The following is a 16911-nucleotide window of genomic DNA, read 5'->3' as shown; positions in this document are numbered from 1 at the left end:
ATGTGCAAACCAATCGTAAAGTGGGTAGGTGGCAAGCGTCAGTTACTCGATGATTTAATGAGATTTATGCCAACAAACTACAATCGATACTTTGAACCATTCATTGGCGGTGGAGCTTTGTTCTTTGCTTTAAAACCAAAAAATGGAGTAATAAACGATTACAATACAGAGTTAACAAACCTTTATTGTGTTGTTAGAGATAGAGTTAATGAATTGATAGAGGATCTAAAAAAGCATCAAAATACAGAAGAGTATTATTATAAAATAAGAGAGCTTGACAGAGATAAAGAGAGTTATGAACAATTGTCAGATGTTGAAAAGGCAAGCCGTTTTATCTATCTCAATAAAACTGGTTTTAATGGACTGTACAGAGTAAATAAAAAAGGGCAATGTAATGTTCCTTTTGGAAGATATAAAAACCCTAAATGGTTAGATGAAGATAATTTAAGAGCTTGTAGCCAAGTATTAAAAGATACAGAGATTTTAAATGGTGATTTTGAGATAATCAAACCTTTGATTAAAAAAGAAGATTTCATCTATCTTGATCCACCTTATGTACCTTTAAATACAACTTCTAGTTTTACTGCCTATACCGACAAGGGCTTTGATGACGATATGCAGTTTAGACTTAAAGAGTTTTGCGACTATATTAATAGCATAGGTGCATATTTTATGCTCTCAAACTCATATACAGATTTCATACTAAATCTTTACAAAGATTATAATATTAAAATAGTAATGGCTAATCGTGCAATTAATTGCAAAGGCGATGGAAGAGATAAAATAAAAGAGGTTGTTGTAGTTAACTACTAATATTGGAGTTTTAATGGTTAAGAAAGCAGTTGATTTCAATAGTGAAAATGTTGAAATTTTGATATATTAAATGCATTTAATAGTACAATAGTAAATATATTAAATACATTTAATAGTCTGGAGTTGATATGATACCCATTTTAGCAAAACTTTCAAAACGATTTTTGAGTATTAAACCATCCTCATTTAGACGTTTTTTATACGATAAAATAGATTTTTCTGCACAAATCATTGGGATTGTAGGTGGAAGAGGAAGTGGTAAAACAACTTTAATGCACCAGTATGCAAAGTCCTCAAAATACAAACCTTCACAAATACTCTATATATCTTGCGACCATCCTTCCATACTCAATGAAAACATATATGAGATTGCTGATGACTTTTATACTCATGGTGGAAAACTTTTACTACTTGATGAAATACATAAAGTTAAAGATTTCCCATCACATCTTAAAGCTATCTATGATTTTACCGACTTACAGGTTATTTTTTCTGGTTCATCTGCAATGAGCATTAGACATGAGCTTGCTGATCTTTCAAGAAGAGCTTTGGTGTATGATCTGCCTATACTTTCATTTAGAGAGTTTTTAGCACTAAAAAACATAGTACATTTAAAAAGCTATAGTTTAGAAGAGATACTCCACTCACACGAAGATATTGTTGTAGAAATAATCAGTGAAATAAAACCGCTTGAATATTTTAGCGACTATTTGGAATATGGAGCTTATCCATTTTTTAAAGAGGGTATAAACTCTTATAGTGAGAGACTTCTTGAAGTTGTACATACAACAATAGATAGTGATCTCGCTTCAATATTTAGCATAAATTATGAAAAACTTGATGCTTTAAAAAAGGTACTATATATGCTCTGTAGCACTACACCTTATGAAGTTAATAAATCAAAACTCTCAAATGGTGTAGGCATCTCTTGGAGTACACTTGCAAAATATCTTGAGTATATGCAAAAAGGCTCACTACTTCATATTGTAAGAGGATCTAAAGGACATAAAACTTTGCATACACCAAATAAGATACTTCTTAATAATCCAAATCTATTTAGTGTTTTATGTGCAAAAGCAGATGTTGGTGCAATTAGAGAGAGTTTTATTGTTTCACAACTTTTACCATCGCACCAAGTGCATTATCATCATCAAGGAGATTTTTTAGTAGATGAACGATATACAATTGAGGTAGGTGGCAGATCAAAAGATATTAAACAAATAAAAGGTCTTAAAGAAGCATATCTTGCTATTGATGATATTGAGAGCGGGTATGATAACACCATACCGTTATGGTTGTTTGGATTTTTGTATTAAAAAATTGTTATTCAATTTACTCATCAAACTTTTTCTGTATCCACTTTTGATAAACAAGAGAGATTATTACTACAAAAGCGACAACGAAAACAACGGAAAAGATTTCCCATATAAGGTTGTTGAGTGTCATTTTTTTCTTTCCATTGTTTTCATTTATCTGTTATCGCTATTTTTTTCTTGCGTGACCTTCAATAATAAACCGAAGGGCATTTAGGCGAATGAAGCCTTCAGCATCTTTTTGGTTATAAACACTATCTTCTTCAAATGTACAGAACTCTGAGTTAAACAAAGTATTTGGTGATTGTCGTCCAACTACTATTACATTTCCTTTGTAAAGTTTAAGACGAACATCTCCGTTTACATTCTCTTGTGTTTTATCTATTGCAGCTTGCAACATCTCTCTTTCAGGTGAGAACCAGAAACCATTATAGATGAGTTTTGCATATCGTGGCATTAGTTCATCTTTTAAGTGTGCCTCTTCTCTGTCAAGAGTAATAGACTCTATTGCACGGTGAGCCTTTAGCATAATGGTTCCACCTGGTGTTTCGTAACATCCACGGCTTTTCATACCGACATAGCGATTTTCAACAATATCAAGTCGTCCAATTCCATGTTTTTTACCATACTCATTTAACTCTGTAAGCATCTGTGCTGGTGTTAACTCTTTACCATTTAAAGCAACTGGATCACCATTTTTGTAGGTAATTGTAATATACTCAGGTTTATCTGGAGCATTTTCAGGGCTTACTGTCCATCTCCACATATCCTCTTCAGGCTCATTCATTGGATCTTCTAAAATTCCACCCTCATATGAGATGTGTAGAAGGTTTGCATCCATAGAGTAAGGAGATTTTTTACCATGTTTTTCAATAGGAATACCGTGTGCTTCAGCAAATTTTAAAAGTTTTTCACGGCTGTTAAGATCCCACTCTCTCCAAGGTGCAATAATAGTAATATCAGGATTTAGAGCCAAGTAACCAAGCTCAAAACGTACCTGATCATTTCCTTTACCTGTTGCACCGTGACTAACAGCATCTGCACCAGTAAGTTTGGCAATCTCTATTTGACGCTTTGCAATTAAAGGACGCGCAATAGATGTACCTAGTAGATATTCGCCTTCATAGATGGCATTTGCTCTAAACATTGGAAAAACATAGTCGCGTACAAACTCTTCACGCAAATCTTCTATAAAGATATTTTCAGGTTTGATTCCAAGTTTAAGAGCCTTTTCTCTAGCAGGTTCTACCTCTTCACCTTGGCCTATGTCAGCAGTAAAAGTAACAACTTCACAATTGTACTCATCTTGAAGCCATTTTAAAATGATACTTGTATCAAGCCCACCAGAGTAGGCTAGAACAACTTTTTTAACCTCTTTTTTCATCTACTTACCTCTAAAAATAATTTAAAGATATTTTATCTAAAAAGAGTTGAAAAGATTATGAGTGGATATCGAGTTTTGGATGTTTAGTTTTATTTTCAGATGAAAGAAGAAACTTTCTAGATTTTTCAAGTTGTTGCATCTGTTTTGCAAGTCTATTTTTTTTTAAAATATAAGTTTTTCGTGCCTGGTCTATCAATGCCATAGCTTCTTGATTCTCTTCAATTGTATTAAATGATGGTATTGAAGATAGTAAAGAGGAGATTTTAGTATCATTCTCCTCTATAAGAGCAATTTTAAATTCATCAAGCCATTTCATGGCTAATCTCTTCTCTCCATGCTTCTAACAACTCTTTTGTTACATTCATAACAATTTCAAGACTTTTTACATCATTGTTAATATTACACTCATTTAAAAATTTTATCTGTTGTACATATAGCCCTTCAAGGTAATAAGCAATCTCTCCACCTCGATCAGGATCTAAGGATACTATTAATTCACTAAATATTGCTATTGCTCTGTTGATCCAGTAAACTCTCTTTTCTATATCATTATTCTCAATAGCTTTTTTTGCTTGTGAACAGAAACGTAAAACTCCTTCATAAAGCATTTCAATCAGTTTTTCAGGTGATTCAATTTGTACATTATTTTGCGAATAAGTTGAATAAGCTCTAGCTGCTGTCATATTTAATCCTTTATTTATTATATTTTTTTAGTTTTTAAATTATGCAAAGTAATGAGGTTTAGCCTTTTTCATCAAAAAGCATGCCAACTAATTCTCTCATTTTTGCTGCTAATTGCATAGCTTCTTCAGATGGAATTTGTCTTATTACTCTGTTGTCTTTTGTATCAATGACACTGACATACATCTCCTCCACTTTATCATTAAATCCAAATCTGATTGTTGTATTTAGAGTGTCCATCTCTTTATTTAACTGTTCAGTGATCTCTTGGAGTTTCTTTTTTATCTCTTTTTCATTATATTTTTTATCTTCATTTTCATTTTCATCTACCTTCTGTTGTTTTGAAGGATTAGTCTCATTCAATTGTGATTCAGCTGTTTGAATTCTTTGAGCACCATCTTGCTTTGTTTGTATTGGTTGGTGAGCATTTGCTACAGTATTATATATTTCCATGATGTACCTCCTAATACCTCTGTTTATAGTATCGGACATTTTATTTAAATGTTTATATAACATTTTGTATAATAGAGATATATTTAAACGATAAATTTAAAAAACAGGTTAATTTATGAAAATTGCATTAAATTGTAAATCTTTATTACTAGAAAAAGCTTTAAAAAATTTTTTGAGTCAGTATATTGTATCTGAAAATGAAGCAAATATATTGATTACTGACAATAGTGTTAAAAGCAATTTGCCTATATTTCATATAGGTTATAACGATCCAACAGCAGATTTACAAAAGCCTTTTTCAAGATCACAACTTATGATTAAGTTAGAAGATAAGTTAAAAACTATAAAGCAAAAAGATGAGTTAAACTCAATTATTACTGAAGAAGATACTACAATTGAAAAAGAGATTGAACAATTGACTAAGCAATTTACTAATGATTTATTGAAAATATTTAAGAAATATGCCCAAAAGGATAATTAAAAAAATGTCTAAAACAAGTGAATTAACAACTAAAATAATCGGTGGAAAATATAAAGGTAAGAAGTTATTGCTTCCTTCTAAAACAGTTACCCGCAGTTCGAAATCGCGTTTAAAAGAGTCTCTGTTTAATACTTTACAGTTTGATATATTAGATCAAAATTTTGTTGAAGTTTTTGGCGGAAGCGGTTCAGTTGGGCTTGAAGCGATCAGTAGAGGTGCAAGCAGAGCCTATTTTATAGAGCAAAATTCAGAAAGCTACAAAACATTACAGTCTAATTGTCGTTTAATTGATCCATCGCGTTGTGAAACATATTTAGCAGATGCATTTATACAGTTGCCTAAAATTATTGAAACTCTTTTAAAAGAGGATAAAAAAGCTTACATATACATAGATCCTCCGTTTGCTATACGTGAAGGGCATGAAGATATTTACCAAAAAGTAATTAGAATGATTGAAGATATTCCTCAAGAAGTTGTCATAAAAATTATTATTGAACATATGACACAGGTTGATTTTCCAGAAAGAATTGGTTCTTTTTCACTGGAAAAAAGAAAAAAATTTGGAAAAAGCTCTCTTTCTTACTACTCTTCTAACTAAAACATATAAAACTGGAATAGTTTTTGCTTTTGCTTTGGTAACTAACTAAAGCAAAGGTGGAACTGTGAAAGTACGTCTTCTTCTACTCTTTTTATTTATTCCTTTGGCTTTAAATGCCATAAAAATCAAAGAGATTAGTAATATTGTAGGAGTAAGGGAGAACCAACTTATTGGGTATGGTTTGATTGTCGGTCTCAATAAAACCGGTGATGGAACAACTTCAAAGTTTACTTTGCAAACTGTTGCCAATATGCTTCAAACAATGAATGTAAAGCTAGATCCAAAAGATATCAAATCAAAAAATGTTGCTGCTGTTGTTGTTACAGCTACACTTCCTCCATTTGCTAGACAGGGTGATAAGATTGATGTAGTTGTGTCGTCAATTGGTGATGCAAAGTCTTTAGAAGGCGGAACATTGCTAATGACTCCTCTTAAGGGGGTTGATGGGCGTATTTATGCTCTTGCACAAGGTTCGGTAACAATAGGAGGACGAAATGGTAAAGGTGGTGGAACACTAAATCATGCAACTGCAGGTAAAATTCCTGCAGGTGCATTAGTTGAACAGGAAGTACCATATAACCTATATAATCAAAAGACAGCAACTTTGAGTCTTAAAGAGGCTAACTTTAAAAATGCTATTGCTATTCAAGATATTCTTAACCGATACTATAAAGAGAGAATAGCAGTTGCAGTTGATTCACGTACAATAAGACTAAAAAAGCCTCAAAATATGAGTATGATTGAGTTTCTTGCAAATGTACAGGAACTCTCAATTAACTACACTCCAAAAGAGAAAATCGTTATTGATGAAAGAACAGGAACAATTGTCGCTGGGGTAAATATTGAGGTTCAACCTGTTGTCATAACACATGGTGATATTACTATACAAATTGAACCAACACAAAGTTTGCCTACAATAGATAGTAATGATGCAAACAGTTTTAATATTGGAGACAATGTTCAAGTTCAGACTAAAAATAATGCTGTTTTAATGAAGAAAAAATCATCTACCGTAGCCAATATAGCCAGATCACTAAAAAAACTTGGTGCTACACCAAAAGATATTATCTCTATTATTGAAGCTATGAAACAAGCTGGGGCAATTCAAGCTGATTTAGAAATAATTTAAGGAGAAAAAATTATGCAACCTATCAATATTAATCAATATCAACCTGCTGTTCCAACAATCTCTAGTTCAAATAAAGATGAAGAAAAGTTGAGAGAACAGACAGATGCATTTGAAGCAATAATTTTAAAAATGATGCTTGATAAAGCACTTGATACAAAAGATTCACTATTACCAGAAGATCCTGGACGTAAAATATACAAATCAATGCAAAATGATGAGATTAGTAAACAGTTGTCTGGTAGCTTTGGATACAGTGAACTTCTTTATGGATATTTGACTGAGCAAAAAAGTATGAAAGGTTAATAAATTACTATTTTTGCCGATATTAGAAGTAAGAACTATTGGTAGGCAAAAGGAATCTTAATGATAAGAAATATCGGAATTAATCAGAGTAATTCACTGATTACTGAAACAACAAAAAATGAACAGAAAGTTATAACAAAAAAGGGTGATAACCAAGCCACTCGTTTAGATAAGCTGAAAGAGCAGATTAGAAATGGTGAGTATACCATTGATCTAAAAGCTACAGCTACTAAGATGGCTCAGGAGATCAAGCCCTTATAAGAAGGGGGAAATAATGTTAGAACACTATATTGATAAAGCAATAGAAGAGATAAATAATCTAATTAAACTTACTGAAGCAGATATTGAAGATATTAAACAAGCCAAACATCAAAGTATGTTTGACCGAATAAAAACTAAAGAGCATGCAATAGTCTCTTTTGAAAACTACAAATCTCTGATTGATGACTCTATAAGAGCACTTATTGAAAAGAATCCTAATAAACAGATAGATAGTGTTCTAGGACCAGTAATTCAAGAAAAACTTGAAATAATGCGCAAACAGCTTGAAAAACTACATGAAACAAATAAATACTACGCAAGGTTTGTAGTAACAGTAGGTGAATTCTACAACTCATTATATGAAGAGATGATACCTGTTGAAAAAGATGGATATACAGGTAAAAGTACCAAAACAGCATCACTAATAGAAGTGAGGGCATAGAAATGTCTTCAATATTCAATGCATTACACATAGGGTACAGTGGATTAAAAACTTCTCAAGTAGCAATAGATACAGTAGGGCACAATATTGCAAATGCTGAGAACCCATACTATACTCGTCAGCGTGTCTCAATTGATCCACGCACCCCACTAAACACTGTTCCGGGTGATGTAGGTCTTGGTGCAAAAGTTACACAGATAGTTCGAATCCATGATGAGTTTGTATATAAACGGCTTAAAGACTCTTCTGCATCAAGTGAATATAATCAACTGCGTCAAGATGTTCTAGATCAGGTATCATCATATTTTCCAGAGATAGATAAAAATGGTATCTATAATGGAATGCAAGATTATTTTAATGCTTGGAATGATTTTGCAAAAAATAGTGATGATAGCTCACTTAAAATAAACCTAGCAGAGCAGACAAGGATATTTACCTCTACAATACGTGAAACTCGTGATAAACTTGATGAACTTCAGAAGTCACTAGATGATAGATTAAAAACCAATATAGATGAAATAAATAGAATAGGTAAAGATATTGCAGAGTTAAATGCCCGTATAAATGCAAATGAAGCAGGTGGAAATAACGCTAATGATCTTCGAGATCAAAGAGATAAATTAGAGTTAACATTAAGTAAGTTAATTGATGTTTCTGTTTCAAAAGGAGAATTAAGCTCTAATACTACTGTAGATTCTAACTTAAGAGAGTCAGGAAGTGATTATAATCTAAATATAGGTGGTGCTTCATTTGTTGATGGAGCTACATATCATCCTATTATTTTAGATAAAACAGCTGAAGGTAGTCAATACAGTAGTTTGTATTATGAAAGACAAGATGGTGAGAAGTTTGATATTACAAACTATATTAAAACTGGTGAAGTTGGAGCAATTCTCTCTTTACGAGGAAGTGATTATGATCAAAATTTAGGTAAATTTACAAATGGAGATATTCAAAATATCATTGATGAATTAGATAGTTTCGCAAATAGTTTGATAGTAAATACAAATAACTTATATGCATCCCACGCTACAACTCAAATGGACGGCAGTACGCAAATTGATCCACAAAATACATTATCTAATTCAGATCTTCCTATTAATGAAGGATCATTTTATGTTAAAGTTTATGATATAGATGGCAATGAGGTTGCAAAAAGAGAGATAACGCTAACTAAAGATATGACATTTGAAGATATTGCTGCACAATTTTCTGTTGAGCAGGATGATAATGCAGACAATCTTGGTACAAATGATATTGATGATTATTTATCAGCAAGTGCTTCAAATATTTTTCAAATAAGTATGAATACAGATAAAGCAAACTCAGGATATACATTTGCCATTGAAGAGAAAGACCCTGACAATCCTACACTATTTGCAGGTGCATTGGGATTAGAACGATTTTTAGATGGAGATGATGCTACAAATATATCATTAGAATCATCTCTTGATAAAGACCCGACAAAAATTTCTGGAAATAGTGCACCAGTTGCTGGAGATAATACTCTAGCAAACAGTATGGTTGAATTGCAGTATAAAAAAGTAGATTTTTATATAAATGGAACAGATAAACCATATTCAACTGATACATTAGGCGGTTTTTTTAGAATGAGTGTCACTGGAGTTGCTGATGTTACTGCATCAGCTCATACAATGAATGAGACATCCAAAGCGCTTTTAAACAGTGTAGTAGATGAGTTCGACAGCATAAGCAAAGTCGATATAGATGAAGAGATGACCAATCTTATGAAGTATCAAACCGGATATCAGGCAAGTGCAAAAGTCATTACAACTATTGATCAGATGATTCAGACACTTCTTGGAATGAAACAGTAGTCAATGAGATGTCCTTGTATTAGTATAGGTATTTTAATATCTATTTTTTTATTCTCTTTTTTAGGACCTTATATTTATAATGTAAATCCATATGACTTAAATCCAGACGCACTTTTGCTGCCGCCAACATTAGAACACCCTTTTGGTACAGACCGTTTGGGACGAGACCTTTTTGCCCGTTTAATGTATGGCGGTAGGGTATCTTTAATTATTGGTGTAGGAAGTGCTTTGATAGCATCTATGCTTGGTTTAATTATTGGCATTACAGCTGGATTTTTTAAAGGAAAAGTCGATAAAGGTTTTGTCATTCTTGTTGACCTATTTTTAACTTTTCCTACATTTTTTCTTTTGTTGGCTCTTGTTAGTTATGTTGAAGCATCAGTTTGGGTTTTGATTTTTGTTATTTCAGTAACAGGTTGGATGACAATGGCAAGAATGATCCGTGCTGAAAGTTTTTCTATAAGTGAAAAGCCTTTTATTAAAATCCTTAAAATTGCCAATGTTAACCCTCTAAAAATTATTCTAAAATATTTTGCTCCTCTACTGGCACCAATATTTTTTGTAAGCTTCACCTTTGGAGTAGGCGGTGCAATTTTAAGTGAGAGTGCACTTAGCTTTTTAGGACTTGGAATTACACCACCACAAATGAGCTGGGGTAGCCTTATTAGCGAAGGTAAAGAGGTTATGGAGATTGCCTGGTGGATCAGTTTTTTCCCAGGACTTATGATCTTTCTTGTTACATTTTCACTAATGCAGATTTCAGACTATCTGCAGAGCAGGACAAACAGAAAAGAGGTATTGAGCTGATTCCTGTTATAAACAGGCAATAGCCCTCTGTAAATCTTCTGGCGTATCAATGCCAAAACTCTCTGTTTTAACCTCTGTCATAGCTATAGCATACCCGTGTGAGAGTGCACGTAACTGTTCAAGCTTTTCAATGTGCTCCAGCGGTGCGTGTGGAAGGTTGCAAAAATTTTCAAGCATTCTTCTTGTAAATCCATAAAGTCCAAGATGCCCTTTGTAGCTGTCAAATCCTCCGTCTCTATCATAAGGAATCATACTTCTAGAAAAATATATGGCAAAACCGCTCTCATCTGTTATAACTTTTACAATATTTGGATCTTTGGCATCCTCTTTTGAGATAGCTTTGTATGCAGAGCATATCATTATGCGGTTGTTATTGCAAGTTGATTCAACCAGTTGTTTTAATTTTTCAACAACTTCTGGTTCAATAAATGGTTCATCTGCCTGTACATTTATAATTATCTCATTATCATCTAAACCAAGTCGTGCAGCTGCTTCATTTATGCGGTCAGTTCCGCTTTTGTGTTCACTGCTGGTCATAACAGCTTTTATGTTGTTTGATTTACAAATATCCATTACCTCTTTAGAATCTGTTGCTACAGCTACATCATCTACACTTTTAACTGCATTTGCAGTAGCTACAACCATAGGAGTCCCGCCAATATCTGCCAATACTTTTTTGGGAAAACGGGTAGAACCCAATCTTGCCGGAATTATGATCATCTATTGAACCTTTTTTGATATAATTCTATCAAAAATTTGGGTGTAATGTGCTTTTTTATCAACCTCAGAAAGGCTACTGTTTTAACAGTGACTCTATGTTTCTTTACGATTTTATATCATCCTACTCTCCTAAAGGGAGGCTTTTAGATGTTGGATGCGGCGTAGGTGTAATTGGCTTACTGCTTGCGAGGGATTTTAATATAGATCTTACTATGGTTGAGAAGCAAGATGTTATGGCCAAACTTGCACAAAGAAATATAAAAGTCAACAAAATTGATGCAGAGCTTATAAAGAGTGATTTCCTTGAATTTAATGCTACTAAGCCTTTTGATTTTATAGTCTCAAACCCTCCTTTTTATCATCCTGATGTGATTCAAAGTCAAAATAGCCATATAAACGCATGCAGGTACAATACCCATTTGCCAATAGAGCCTTTTTTTAAAAAAGTTGCATCTCTTCTTAGTTCTAGAGGACATTTCATTTTTTGTTATGATGCATCACAACTACCACAGCTTTTAGAAAGTTTAAATAAAGTAGCACTAAGAGCTGAAGAGTTGCGTATGGTTCATCCAAAGACAGACCGTGCGGCAAAGCTTGTAATGATACACGCAAGGAAAAATTCTAAAGCAAGACTCAAAGTTTTACCACCTTTTATAGTTTTCGAAGGGGATAAATACAGCACAGAAGCACAAGAGATATTTAAAAAAGCAAGGACACATACGATAAAATGTCAGATATCATAAAAAAAGATGGATATAATTTCGCATTTGATCCAAAAGCTTGTGAAACCTGTGAAGGTAACTGTTGCATAGGTGAAAGCGGTCACATATGGGTTTCAGTTCAAAAAATTCCTGAAATGGCTGCTTTTTTAAATATTGATGAAGAGAGTTTCATTAAGCAGTACTTGGAAAAAGTAGGGTATCGTTTTAGTATCAAAGAGAAAGTAGTAGTTGAAGGTGAGTATGATTGCATCTTTTTTGACCGTGAAAAAAAGAGATGTGCAATATATCCAGTTAGGCCAATTCAGTGCCGAACATTTCCATTTTGGGAATATTTTAAAGATAATGAAGAGGAATTAAAAGCAGAATGTCCAGGAATAATCTCTTTATAGTTAGTTTAATAACACTTCTGCTTGTTGGTGGATGTGCAGATAAAAGCAATATTCAAAACAGATCAGAAATAGATGTAGACAGTAAAATAGAGAAGTTTGAAAATGAGCTTGGTTATATAATGCATGCACTTTACTATAAAGAGCATGGTGATTACATTAAAGCATATGCACTCTTTGATAAACTCTACAAAGAGACTAAAAAAATTGAGTATAAAATAGAGTCACTAAAGCTTTTAATCTCTTTAGGTGGTTATGAAAGCGCACAAAAAGAGATTGTTTCGTTTTTAAAACATCACTCCAACAATGTTACACTATATAGACTACTTACACTAGCAGAGTTAAAACTAAATTATGTTGATAAAGCACTTGAAAGTGCAAAAAAAGCTTTAAAAATAGATCCAGAGAGTATGGAAAATATTGATCTTGTAGCATCAATCTATTTAGTAATGCAAAAATACCAAGAAGCTATAGACCTTTATAACCAATACTATAGCAAACATCACGATGATCAATCTTTGATCAAAATTGCATCAATAACATTTCATAAACTAAAAGATGTTAATAAAACTATTCAAATGCTACGCTCACATACACAGTTCATTGGCTGTTCTGAGAAAATATGCACATTTTTGGCAGAGATTTACCGTCAACGCAGTGATTTAAACAATATGGCAAAAATATATGCCAATCTTTATAAAACTACTAAAAAGAGTGAGTACGCACAAAAAGCTGCAGAAATTTACGCATATGAGAAAAAGTATGATCAAGCTATAGAATTGCTTGAATCTTCTAAAACGGATAATCGTCTTCTTTTAGCTATTTTAAAACAGATACGTCAATTTAAAAAAGCAGCTAAATTAGCAAAACAGATTTATGATAATAGTTTAGATCCTATATGGCTTGCTGAATATGGAATTTTGCTTTTCGAGGCAGCTGAAAAGAAAAATGATAAAAAACTTTTAAATAGTGTAGTAGATAAATTAAATCGCGCTATTGAACAAGGATTAGATGATCCACTCTATTATAATTATCTAGGTTATTTGTTGATTGACAATGATATTGACATAAATCGCGGCATAAAACTGGTTAAAAAAGCCTTGAAAGCTGAACCTGACTCAGCCTTTTATATTGACTCATTAGCTTGGGGTTATTATAAACTTGATCAATGTGATGAAGCTTACAAGCTAATGAAAAAAGTTGTAGAAAAGCTTGGAATGGAAGATGAAGAGATTAAAAACCATATGAAAAAAATTCAAGAGTGTAGGAGTAAAAAGAAGTGATTTTAGATGAGATAATTGCCCGTACAAAGATTGATCTTGAGCGAAAGAAAAAAGAGTATCCGTTAGAGTGGCTTGGACGCTCTTTGGCATACAACCCTTTCCCGCCAAGAGATGTTCATAAAGTTTTAAAGTCAACAGAAGAGAACCCTTACAGAATCATTGCAGAGGTTAAAAAAGCAAGCCCTTCAAAAGGTGTTATTCGTGAAGATTTTGACCCTCTTATGATTGCAAAAGAGTATGAAGAGGGTGGAGCAGATGCACTTTCTATTTTAACTGAGCCTCACTATTTTAAAGGTGATATTGAGTATTTGACACAAATAAGACGCTATGTACCAATGCCGCTACTTCGTAAAGATTTCATTATAGATAAGTACCAGCTTGTTGAAGCTCTTGTTTATGGCGCTGACTTTGTATTGCTCATTGCCAAAGCACTAACTCGCAAACAGCTCAAAGAACTACTAGAATATACATGGCACTTGGGAATGGAAGCACTTGTTGAGATTCATGATAAAAAAGATCTTATTAAAGCCATATTTGCAGGTGCAAACATCATAGGCATCAACCACCGAAACCTTGAAACATTTGAAATGGATATGAACTTAAGCGAAAAGTTGATACCGCTTATTCCAAACAGTAAGATAATTGTTGCAGAAAGCGGTATTTACGATCACGAACAGGTTAAACATTTACACGAAGTAGGTGCAGATGCATTTTTGGTAGGCGAACACTTTATGCGCCAAGATGACATTTCTGGGGCTCTTAAGAAGCTTAAGGGCAAGCAGTAAGTAATTTTAGTTTGATAGTTACTACAAAAGATTTAAAGTTTAATGTCTCTATTTTTAATGCTAAAAGTAATGATAAAAATAGAGACATTACTTTTTAGTAAACAAAATTATAAGTTAGACGTAAATAAAAGTGTAATGTAATTAAACAGTAGATTTAATAGATGACAATTTTCAGATATTTGTAACATCCTATTTAACAAATTGATACAGCTTATGTAAAAAATCATATGTTATAATTTACTACATAACTTTTTTAAAGCAGTTAAAGTATGAATACCACATTAAACTACTATAAAAATAATTCAAAAATATTAGTAAATAGATATGAGTCAGCAAATGTATCAAGTGTTCAAAGCTTACTTTTGCAGACTTTTAGGGAAAAGAATAAATTGTTAGAAATAGGTTGTGGATCTGGTAGAGATGCTTCTTTTATGTTTAAAAATGGATTTGATGTTATTGCAATTGATGGTTCTGAAAATATGATAACAGAAGCAAAAAAAACACATCCAGAGATTAGTAACTTTCTATATACTAAAGTTTTACCTCATGAGTTAGAATTTAAAACAAAATTTGATGGTATTTATTCGATAGCTACATTAATGCATCTATCTTTTGAAGATTTAAAACTAACTCTTTTAAAAATTTTTAACTTACTTAACATTGATGGAAAGTTTTTAATATCTGTTTCTCTTTTTAGAGATGATATTGATAAAAACGGCTTTGATGATAAAGGAAGATTTTTTTTAGTTTTACCACAAAATAAGTGGATTGAACTTTGTGAAGAAGCAGGATTTAAAATAGAAAATATACAAACAAACAATGATGGTCTAAATAGAAGTGGTATAGAGTGGTTAACTTTAGTAATGAGTAAGTAGAACAGTAATGACTTATTCAAATTTTAAAGATCAAGTTTTAGATTTTTTAGGTAAATTCTATGTTTATAAACAAGATTTATTAAGAGGATATTTGATTGTTAATACTATAGACAATACAGCAATTATCATTGATAATGATATTTGTAATAAATCAAAATACTTTGAATACAATGAGTATACAAAAGAGCAAAACTTTCTTATGCATAAATATAAGAAGCTTTTTAGATTTATGATTGATGATGAAAATGACTTTAGTGAGTTTGTAGCCATTTTCTCCCATATTTTAAAAAATGATTTTAATGAAGATGATATTAAACAAAGTGGAGTAAATAGAGAGTTAAAGGAGATTGATCCTAGTGTACCAGAAGCATATTTTGAGCAAGCTTTTATAGAATGTTATGGAAGAGAATCTCTTTCAAAAATTAGAAGAGAATTTCCTATTATTGATTTTGATGGTCAAACAAGATGGATTGATTATGTTGTAAAACATAAAGATTACAATATTGCTATTGAAAAAAATGGTGAAAGTTATCATCATCCTATAATTGTTGGAAAACAAAAATATAAATCTCAACTAAAAAAACAGAACTCTCTTATAGCTTATGGATATAAAGTTTTCAGATGGTCATTAGAAGGTATGAAATCAACTGAAAATTTTTATAGTGAAATTAAAAAATACATAGGGAAAAAAGAAGATCTCTTAGACCTACAAAAACTATCTATTTCAAGAGAAATAACTCTTTTAAAACATCAAGAAGATTCATTAAAAGCTATAAATGCAAAGAGAGCAAAAGGAGAAAAAAATTTTTTAGTTGTACTTCCAACAGGTACAGGAAAGACAGAAATCTTAATTGCTGATATTTTAGACCAGTATGAAAAAAATAGGGATTTAAAAGTTTTATTACTTGTTCCAACAAAGCAGTTAAAGATAGATACTATTAAGAAATTTAATATAAGGTTTAAAGATAGATACAATATAGATATTATAGATATTCCAACAATTGGTGAAGAACCAGATTCACAAATTTTAATTCAAACATATTCTTGGATGAGTAGATATTATCAAAGATTCAATAGCTCAGATTTTGACTATATTGCTATTGATGAGGCTCATCATGCTGTTGCACCAACTTTACAAAAAGTAATTCAACACTTTAATCCAAATACTCTTTTGGGATTAACTGCTACTGATAAAAGACTTGATGAAAAGAGTCTTGCAGATATTTTTGGAAAATATGAAGTATCTTTAACATTAGTTGAAGCAATAAAGAAAAAATTATTAGTACCAATAAGTAGCCCATTCCAACCCTAATATTCATTTAATAAGTCCATACTTGATTCTTGTCATACAAATAAGTGTTAAAGCTTCTGTAAGATCATATGTTGTTTCAACAATTTTTCTACCAATATTTTCAACTTTATTCAAATGTAAAATATTGATAACGAAGCTTCTAAGAATAGATAATGCAAAAGCACCTTTATTGACTTTGCATTTATCTTCATTTAATGCAGTATCTTTGTAAAAGTGCATTGTTTCAACACTCCATTCATAAAGAATTTTTGTTAAAAAAGTTTTTGCATCATTATACTCATTTGATATATAGTAGTGTGTTGTAGTCTCTTGATTGTCAATGGTT

21 protein-coding genes and 1 pseudogene are annotated in these 16911 nt (G+C 32.0%); 16 read left to right on the top strand and 6 right to left on the bottom strand.

Annotated features, from left to right (window positions below):
- Both BM227_RS03770 and BM227_RS03765 read left to right on the top strand, forming a co-directional pair.
- Complete coding sequence (locus BM227_RS03770; protein ID WP_092911347.1) at window positions 1–813, top strand: DNA adenine methylase; 813 nt, start codon at window positions 1–3, stop codon at window positions 811–813.
- A 128-nt stretch (window positions 814–941) separates the two neighbouring features.
- Window positions 942–2129: an ATP-binding protein gene (locus tag BM227_RS03765; protein WP_092911345.1), complete on the top strand. Its 1188-nt coding sequence runs from the start codon at window positions 942–944 to the stop codon at window positions 2127–2129.
- A gap of 166 nt (window positions 2130–2295) precedes the next feature.
- Here the strand turns inward: BM227_RS03765 and BM227_RS03760 are convergent, their stop codons facing one another.
- From BM227_RS03760 to BM227_RS03745, 4 genes are read right to left on the bottom strand one after another with little or no spacing between them, the layout of a single operon-like run.
- Window positions 2296–3510, bottom strand: a complete 1215-nt coding sequence (locus tag BM227_RS03760; protein ID WP_092911343.1) for an argininosuccinate synthase — start codon at window positions 3508–3510, stop codon at window positions 2296–2298.
- 55 nt (window positions 3511–3565) lie between these two features.
- Entirely contained in the window at window positions 3566–3826 is a 261-nt protein-coding gene (locus tag BM227_RS03755) for a hypothetical protein (RefSeq protein ID WP_092911341.1), read from the bottom strand.
- Entirely contained in the window at window positions 3813–4193 is a 381-nt protein-coding gene (fliS, locus tag BM227_RS03750) for a flagellar export chaperone FliS (protein WP_092911339.1), read from the bottom strand. The genes BM227_RS03755 and fliS overlap by 14 nt, the downstream gene beginning before the upstream one ends.
- Window positions 4194–4251: 58 nt before the next feature.
- Window positions 4252–4644 carry a FlaG family protein gene (locus BM227_RS03745; RefSeq protein ID WP_177201980.1) on the bottom strand — a complete coding sequence of 131 codons (393 nt, stop codon included), beginning with the start codon at window positions 4642–4644 and terminating at the stop codon, window positions 4252–4254.
- A 115-nt stretch (window positions 4645–4759) separates the two neighbouring features.
- Between BM227_RS03745 and BM227_RS03740 the strand changes: the two genes are divergently transcribed.
- From BM227_RS03740 to BM227_RS03705, 8 genes are all read left to right on the top strand, one after another.
- A complete protein-coding gene (locus tag BM227_RS03740) occupies window positions 4760–5125 on the top strand; it encodes a hypothetical protein (RefSeq protein WP_092911336.1) in 366 nt (121 codons plus the stop codon).
- A gap of 4 nt (window positions 5126–5129) precedes the next feature.
- A complete protein-coding gene (gene rsmD / locus BM227_RS03735; protein WP_177201979.1) occupies window positions 5130–5723 on the top strand; it encodes a 16S rRNA (guanine(966)-N(2))-methyltransferase RsmD in 594 nt (197 codons plus the stop codon).
- 64 nt (window positions 5724–5787) lie between these two features.
- A complete protein-coding gene (locus tag BM227_RS03730; protein WP_092911334.1) occupies window positions 5788–6852 on the top strand; it encodes a flagellar basal body P-ring protein FlgI in 1065 nt (354 codons plus the stop codon).
- A 12-nt stretch (window positions 6853–6864) separates the two neighbouring features.
- Window positions 6865–7155, top strand: a complete 291-nt coding sequence (locus BM227_RS03725) for a rod-binding protein (RefSeq protein ID WP_092911333.1) — start codon at window positions 6865–6867, stop codon at window positions 7153–7155.
- Between the two features lie 60 nt (window positions 7156–7215).
- Window positions 7216–7416 (top strand): flagellar biosynthesis anti-sigma factor FlgM, encoded by a 201-nt coding sequence (locus BM227_RS03720; RefSeq protein ID WP_092911331.1) that lies wholly within the window; start codon window positions 7216–7218, stop codon window positions 7414–7416.
- 13 nt (window positions 7417–7429) lie between these two features.
- On the top strand, window positions 7430–7858 hold the full coding sequence (locus BM227_RS03715) for a hypothetical protein (RefSeq protein WP_092911329.1): 429 nt from the start codon (window positions 7430–7432) through the stop codon (window positions 7856–7858).
- Between the two features lie 2 nt (window positions 7859–7860).
- Window positions 7861–9696 (top strand): flagellar hook-associated protein FlgK, encoded by a 1836-nt coding sequence (gene flgK, locus BM227_RS03710; RefSeq protein WP_092911327.1) that lies wholly within the window; start codon window positions 7861–7863, stop codon window positions 9694–9696.
- Window positions 9697–9699: 3 nt separating this feature from the next.
- Window positions 9700–10503: an ABC transporter permease gene (locus tag BM227_RS03705; RefSeq protein ID WP_092911325.1), complete on the top strand. Its 804-nt coding sequence runs from the start codon at window positions 9700–9702 to the stop codon at window positions 10501–10503.
- A 6-nt stretch (window positions 10504–10509) separates the two neighbouring features.
- Here the strand turns inward: BM227_RS03705 and kdsB are convergent, their stop codons facing one another.
- A complete protein-coding gene (gene kdsB / locus BM227_RS03700; RefSeq protein ID WP_092911324.1) occupies window positions 10510–11223 on the bottom strand; it encodes a 3-deoxy-manno-octulosonate cytidylyltransferase in 714 nt (237 codons plus the stop codon).
- A 95-nt stretch (window positions 11224–11318) separates the two neighbouring features.
- Between kdsB and BM227_RS03695 the strand changes: the two genes are divergently transcribed.
- The 6 genes from BM227_RS03695 to BM227_RS03670 all read left to right on the top strand — a co-directional run bounded on the left by BM227_RS03695 (window position 11319) and on the right by BM227_RS03670 (window position 16586).
- Window positions 11319–11966 carry a tRNA1(Val) (adenine(37)-N6)-methyltransferase gene (locus tag BM227_RS03695; protein ID WP_245757012.1) on the top strand — a complete coding sequence of 216 codons (648 nt, stop codon included), beginning with the start codon at window positions 11319–11321 and terminating at the stop codon, window positions 11964–11966.
- Complete coding sequence (locus tag BM227_RS03690) at window positions 11951–12334, top strand: YkgJ family cysteine cluster protein (protein WP_092911321.1); 384 nt, start codon at window positions 11951–11953, stop codon at window positions 12332–12334. The genes BM227_RS03695 and BM227_RS03690 overlap by 16 nt, the downstream gene beginning before the upstream one ends.
- Window positions 12310–13614, top strand: coding sequence for a tetratricopeptide repeat protein (locus tag BM227_RS03685; protein ID WP_092911319.1), 1305 nt, complete (start codon window positions 12310–12312; stop codon window positions 13612–13614). Before BM227_RS03690 ends, BM227_RS03685 begins: the two co-directional genes overlap by 25 nt.
- Complete coding sequence (trpC, locus tag BM227_RS03680) at window positions 13611–14399, top strand: indole-3-glycerol phosphate synthase TrpC (RefSeq protein ID WP_092911317.1); 789 nt, start codon at window positions 13611–13613, stop codon at window positions 14397–14399. The genes BM227_RS03685 and trpC overlap by 4 nt, the downstream gene beginning before the upstream one ends.
- A 269-nt stretch (window positions 14400–14668) precedes the next feature.
- On the top strand, window positions 14669–15274 hold the full coding sequence (locus tag BM227_RS03675) for a class I SAM-dependent methyltransferase (RefSeq protein ID WP_092911315.1): 606 nt from the start codon (window positions 14669–14671) through the stop codon (window positions 15272–15274).
- Between the two features lie 7 nt (window positions 15275–15281).
- Entirely contained in the window at window positions 15282–16586 is a 1305-nt protein-coding gene (locus BM227_RS03670) for a DEAD/DEAH box helicase family protein (RefSeq protein ID WP_092911313.1), read from the top strand.
- Window positions 16587–16589: 3 nt separating this feature from the next.
- On the opposite strand, the pseudogene BM227_RS12710 reads toward BM227_RS03670, so the two are convergent.
- Window positions 16590–16911: pseudogene (locus BM227_RS12710) on the bottom strand (hypothetical protein); the annotation flags it as partial.

Source organism: Hydrogenimonas thermophila (assembly GCF_900115615.1).
GTDB lineage: Bacteria > Campylobacterota > Campylobacteria > Campylobacterales > Hydrogenimonadaceae > Hydrogenimonas > Hydrogenimonas thermophila.
The sequence above is the reverse complement of the archived record's forward strand: the minus strand, read 5'-3'. Positions and strand labels throughout refer to the sequence as shown.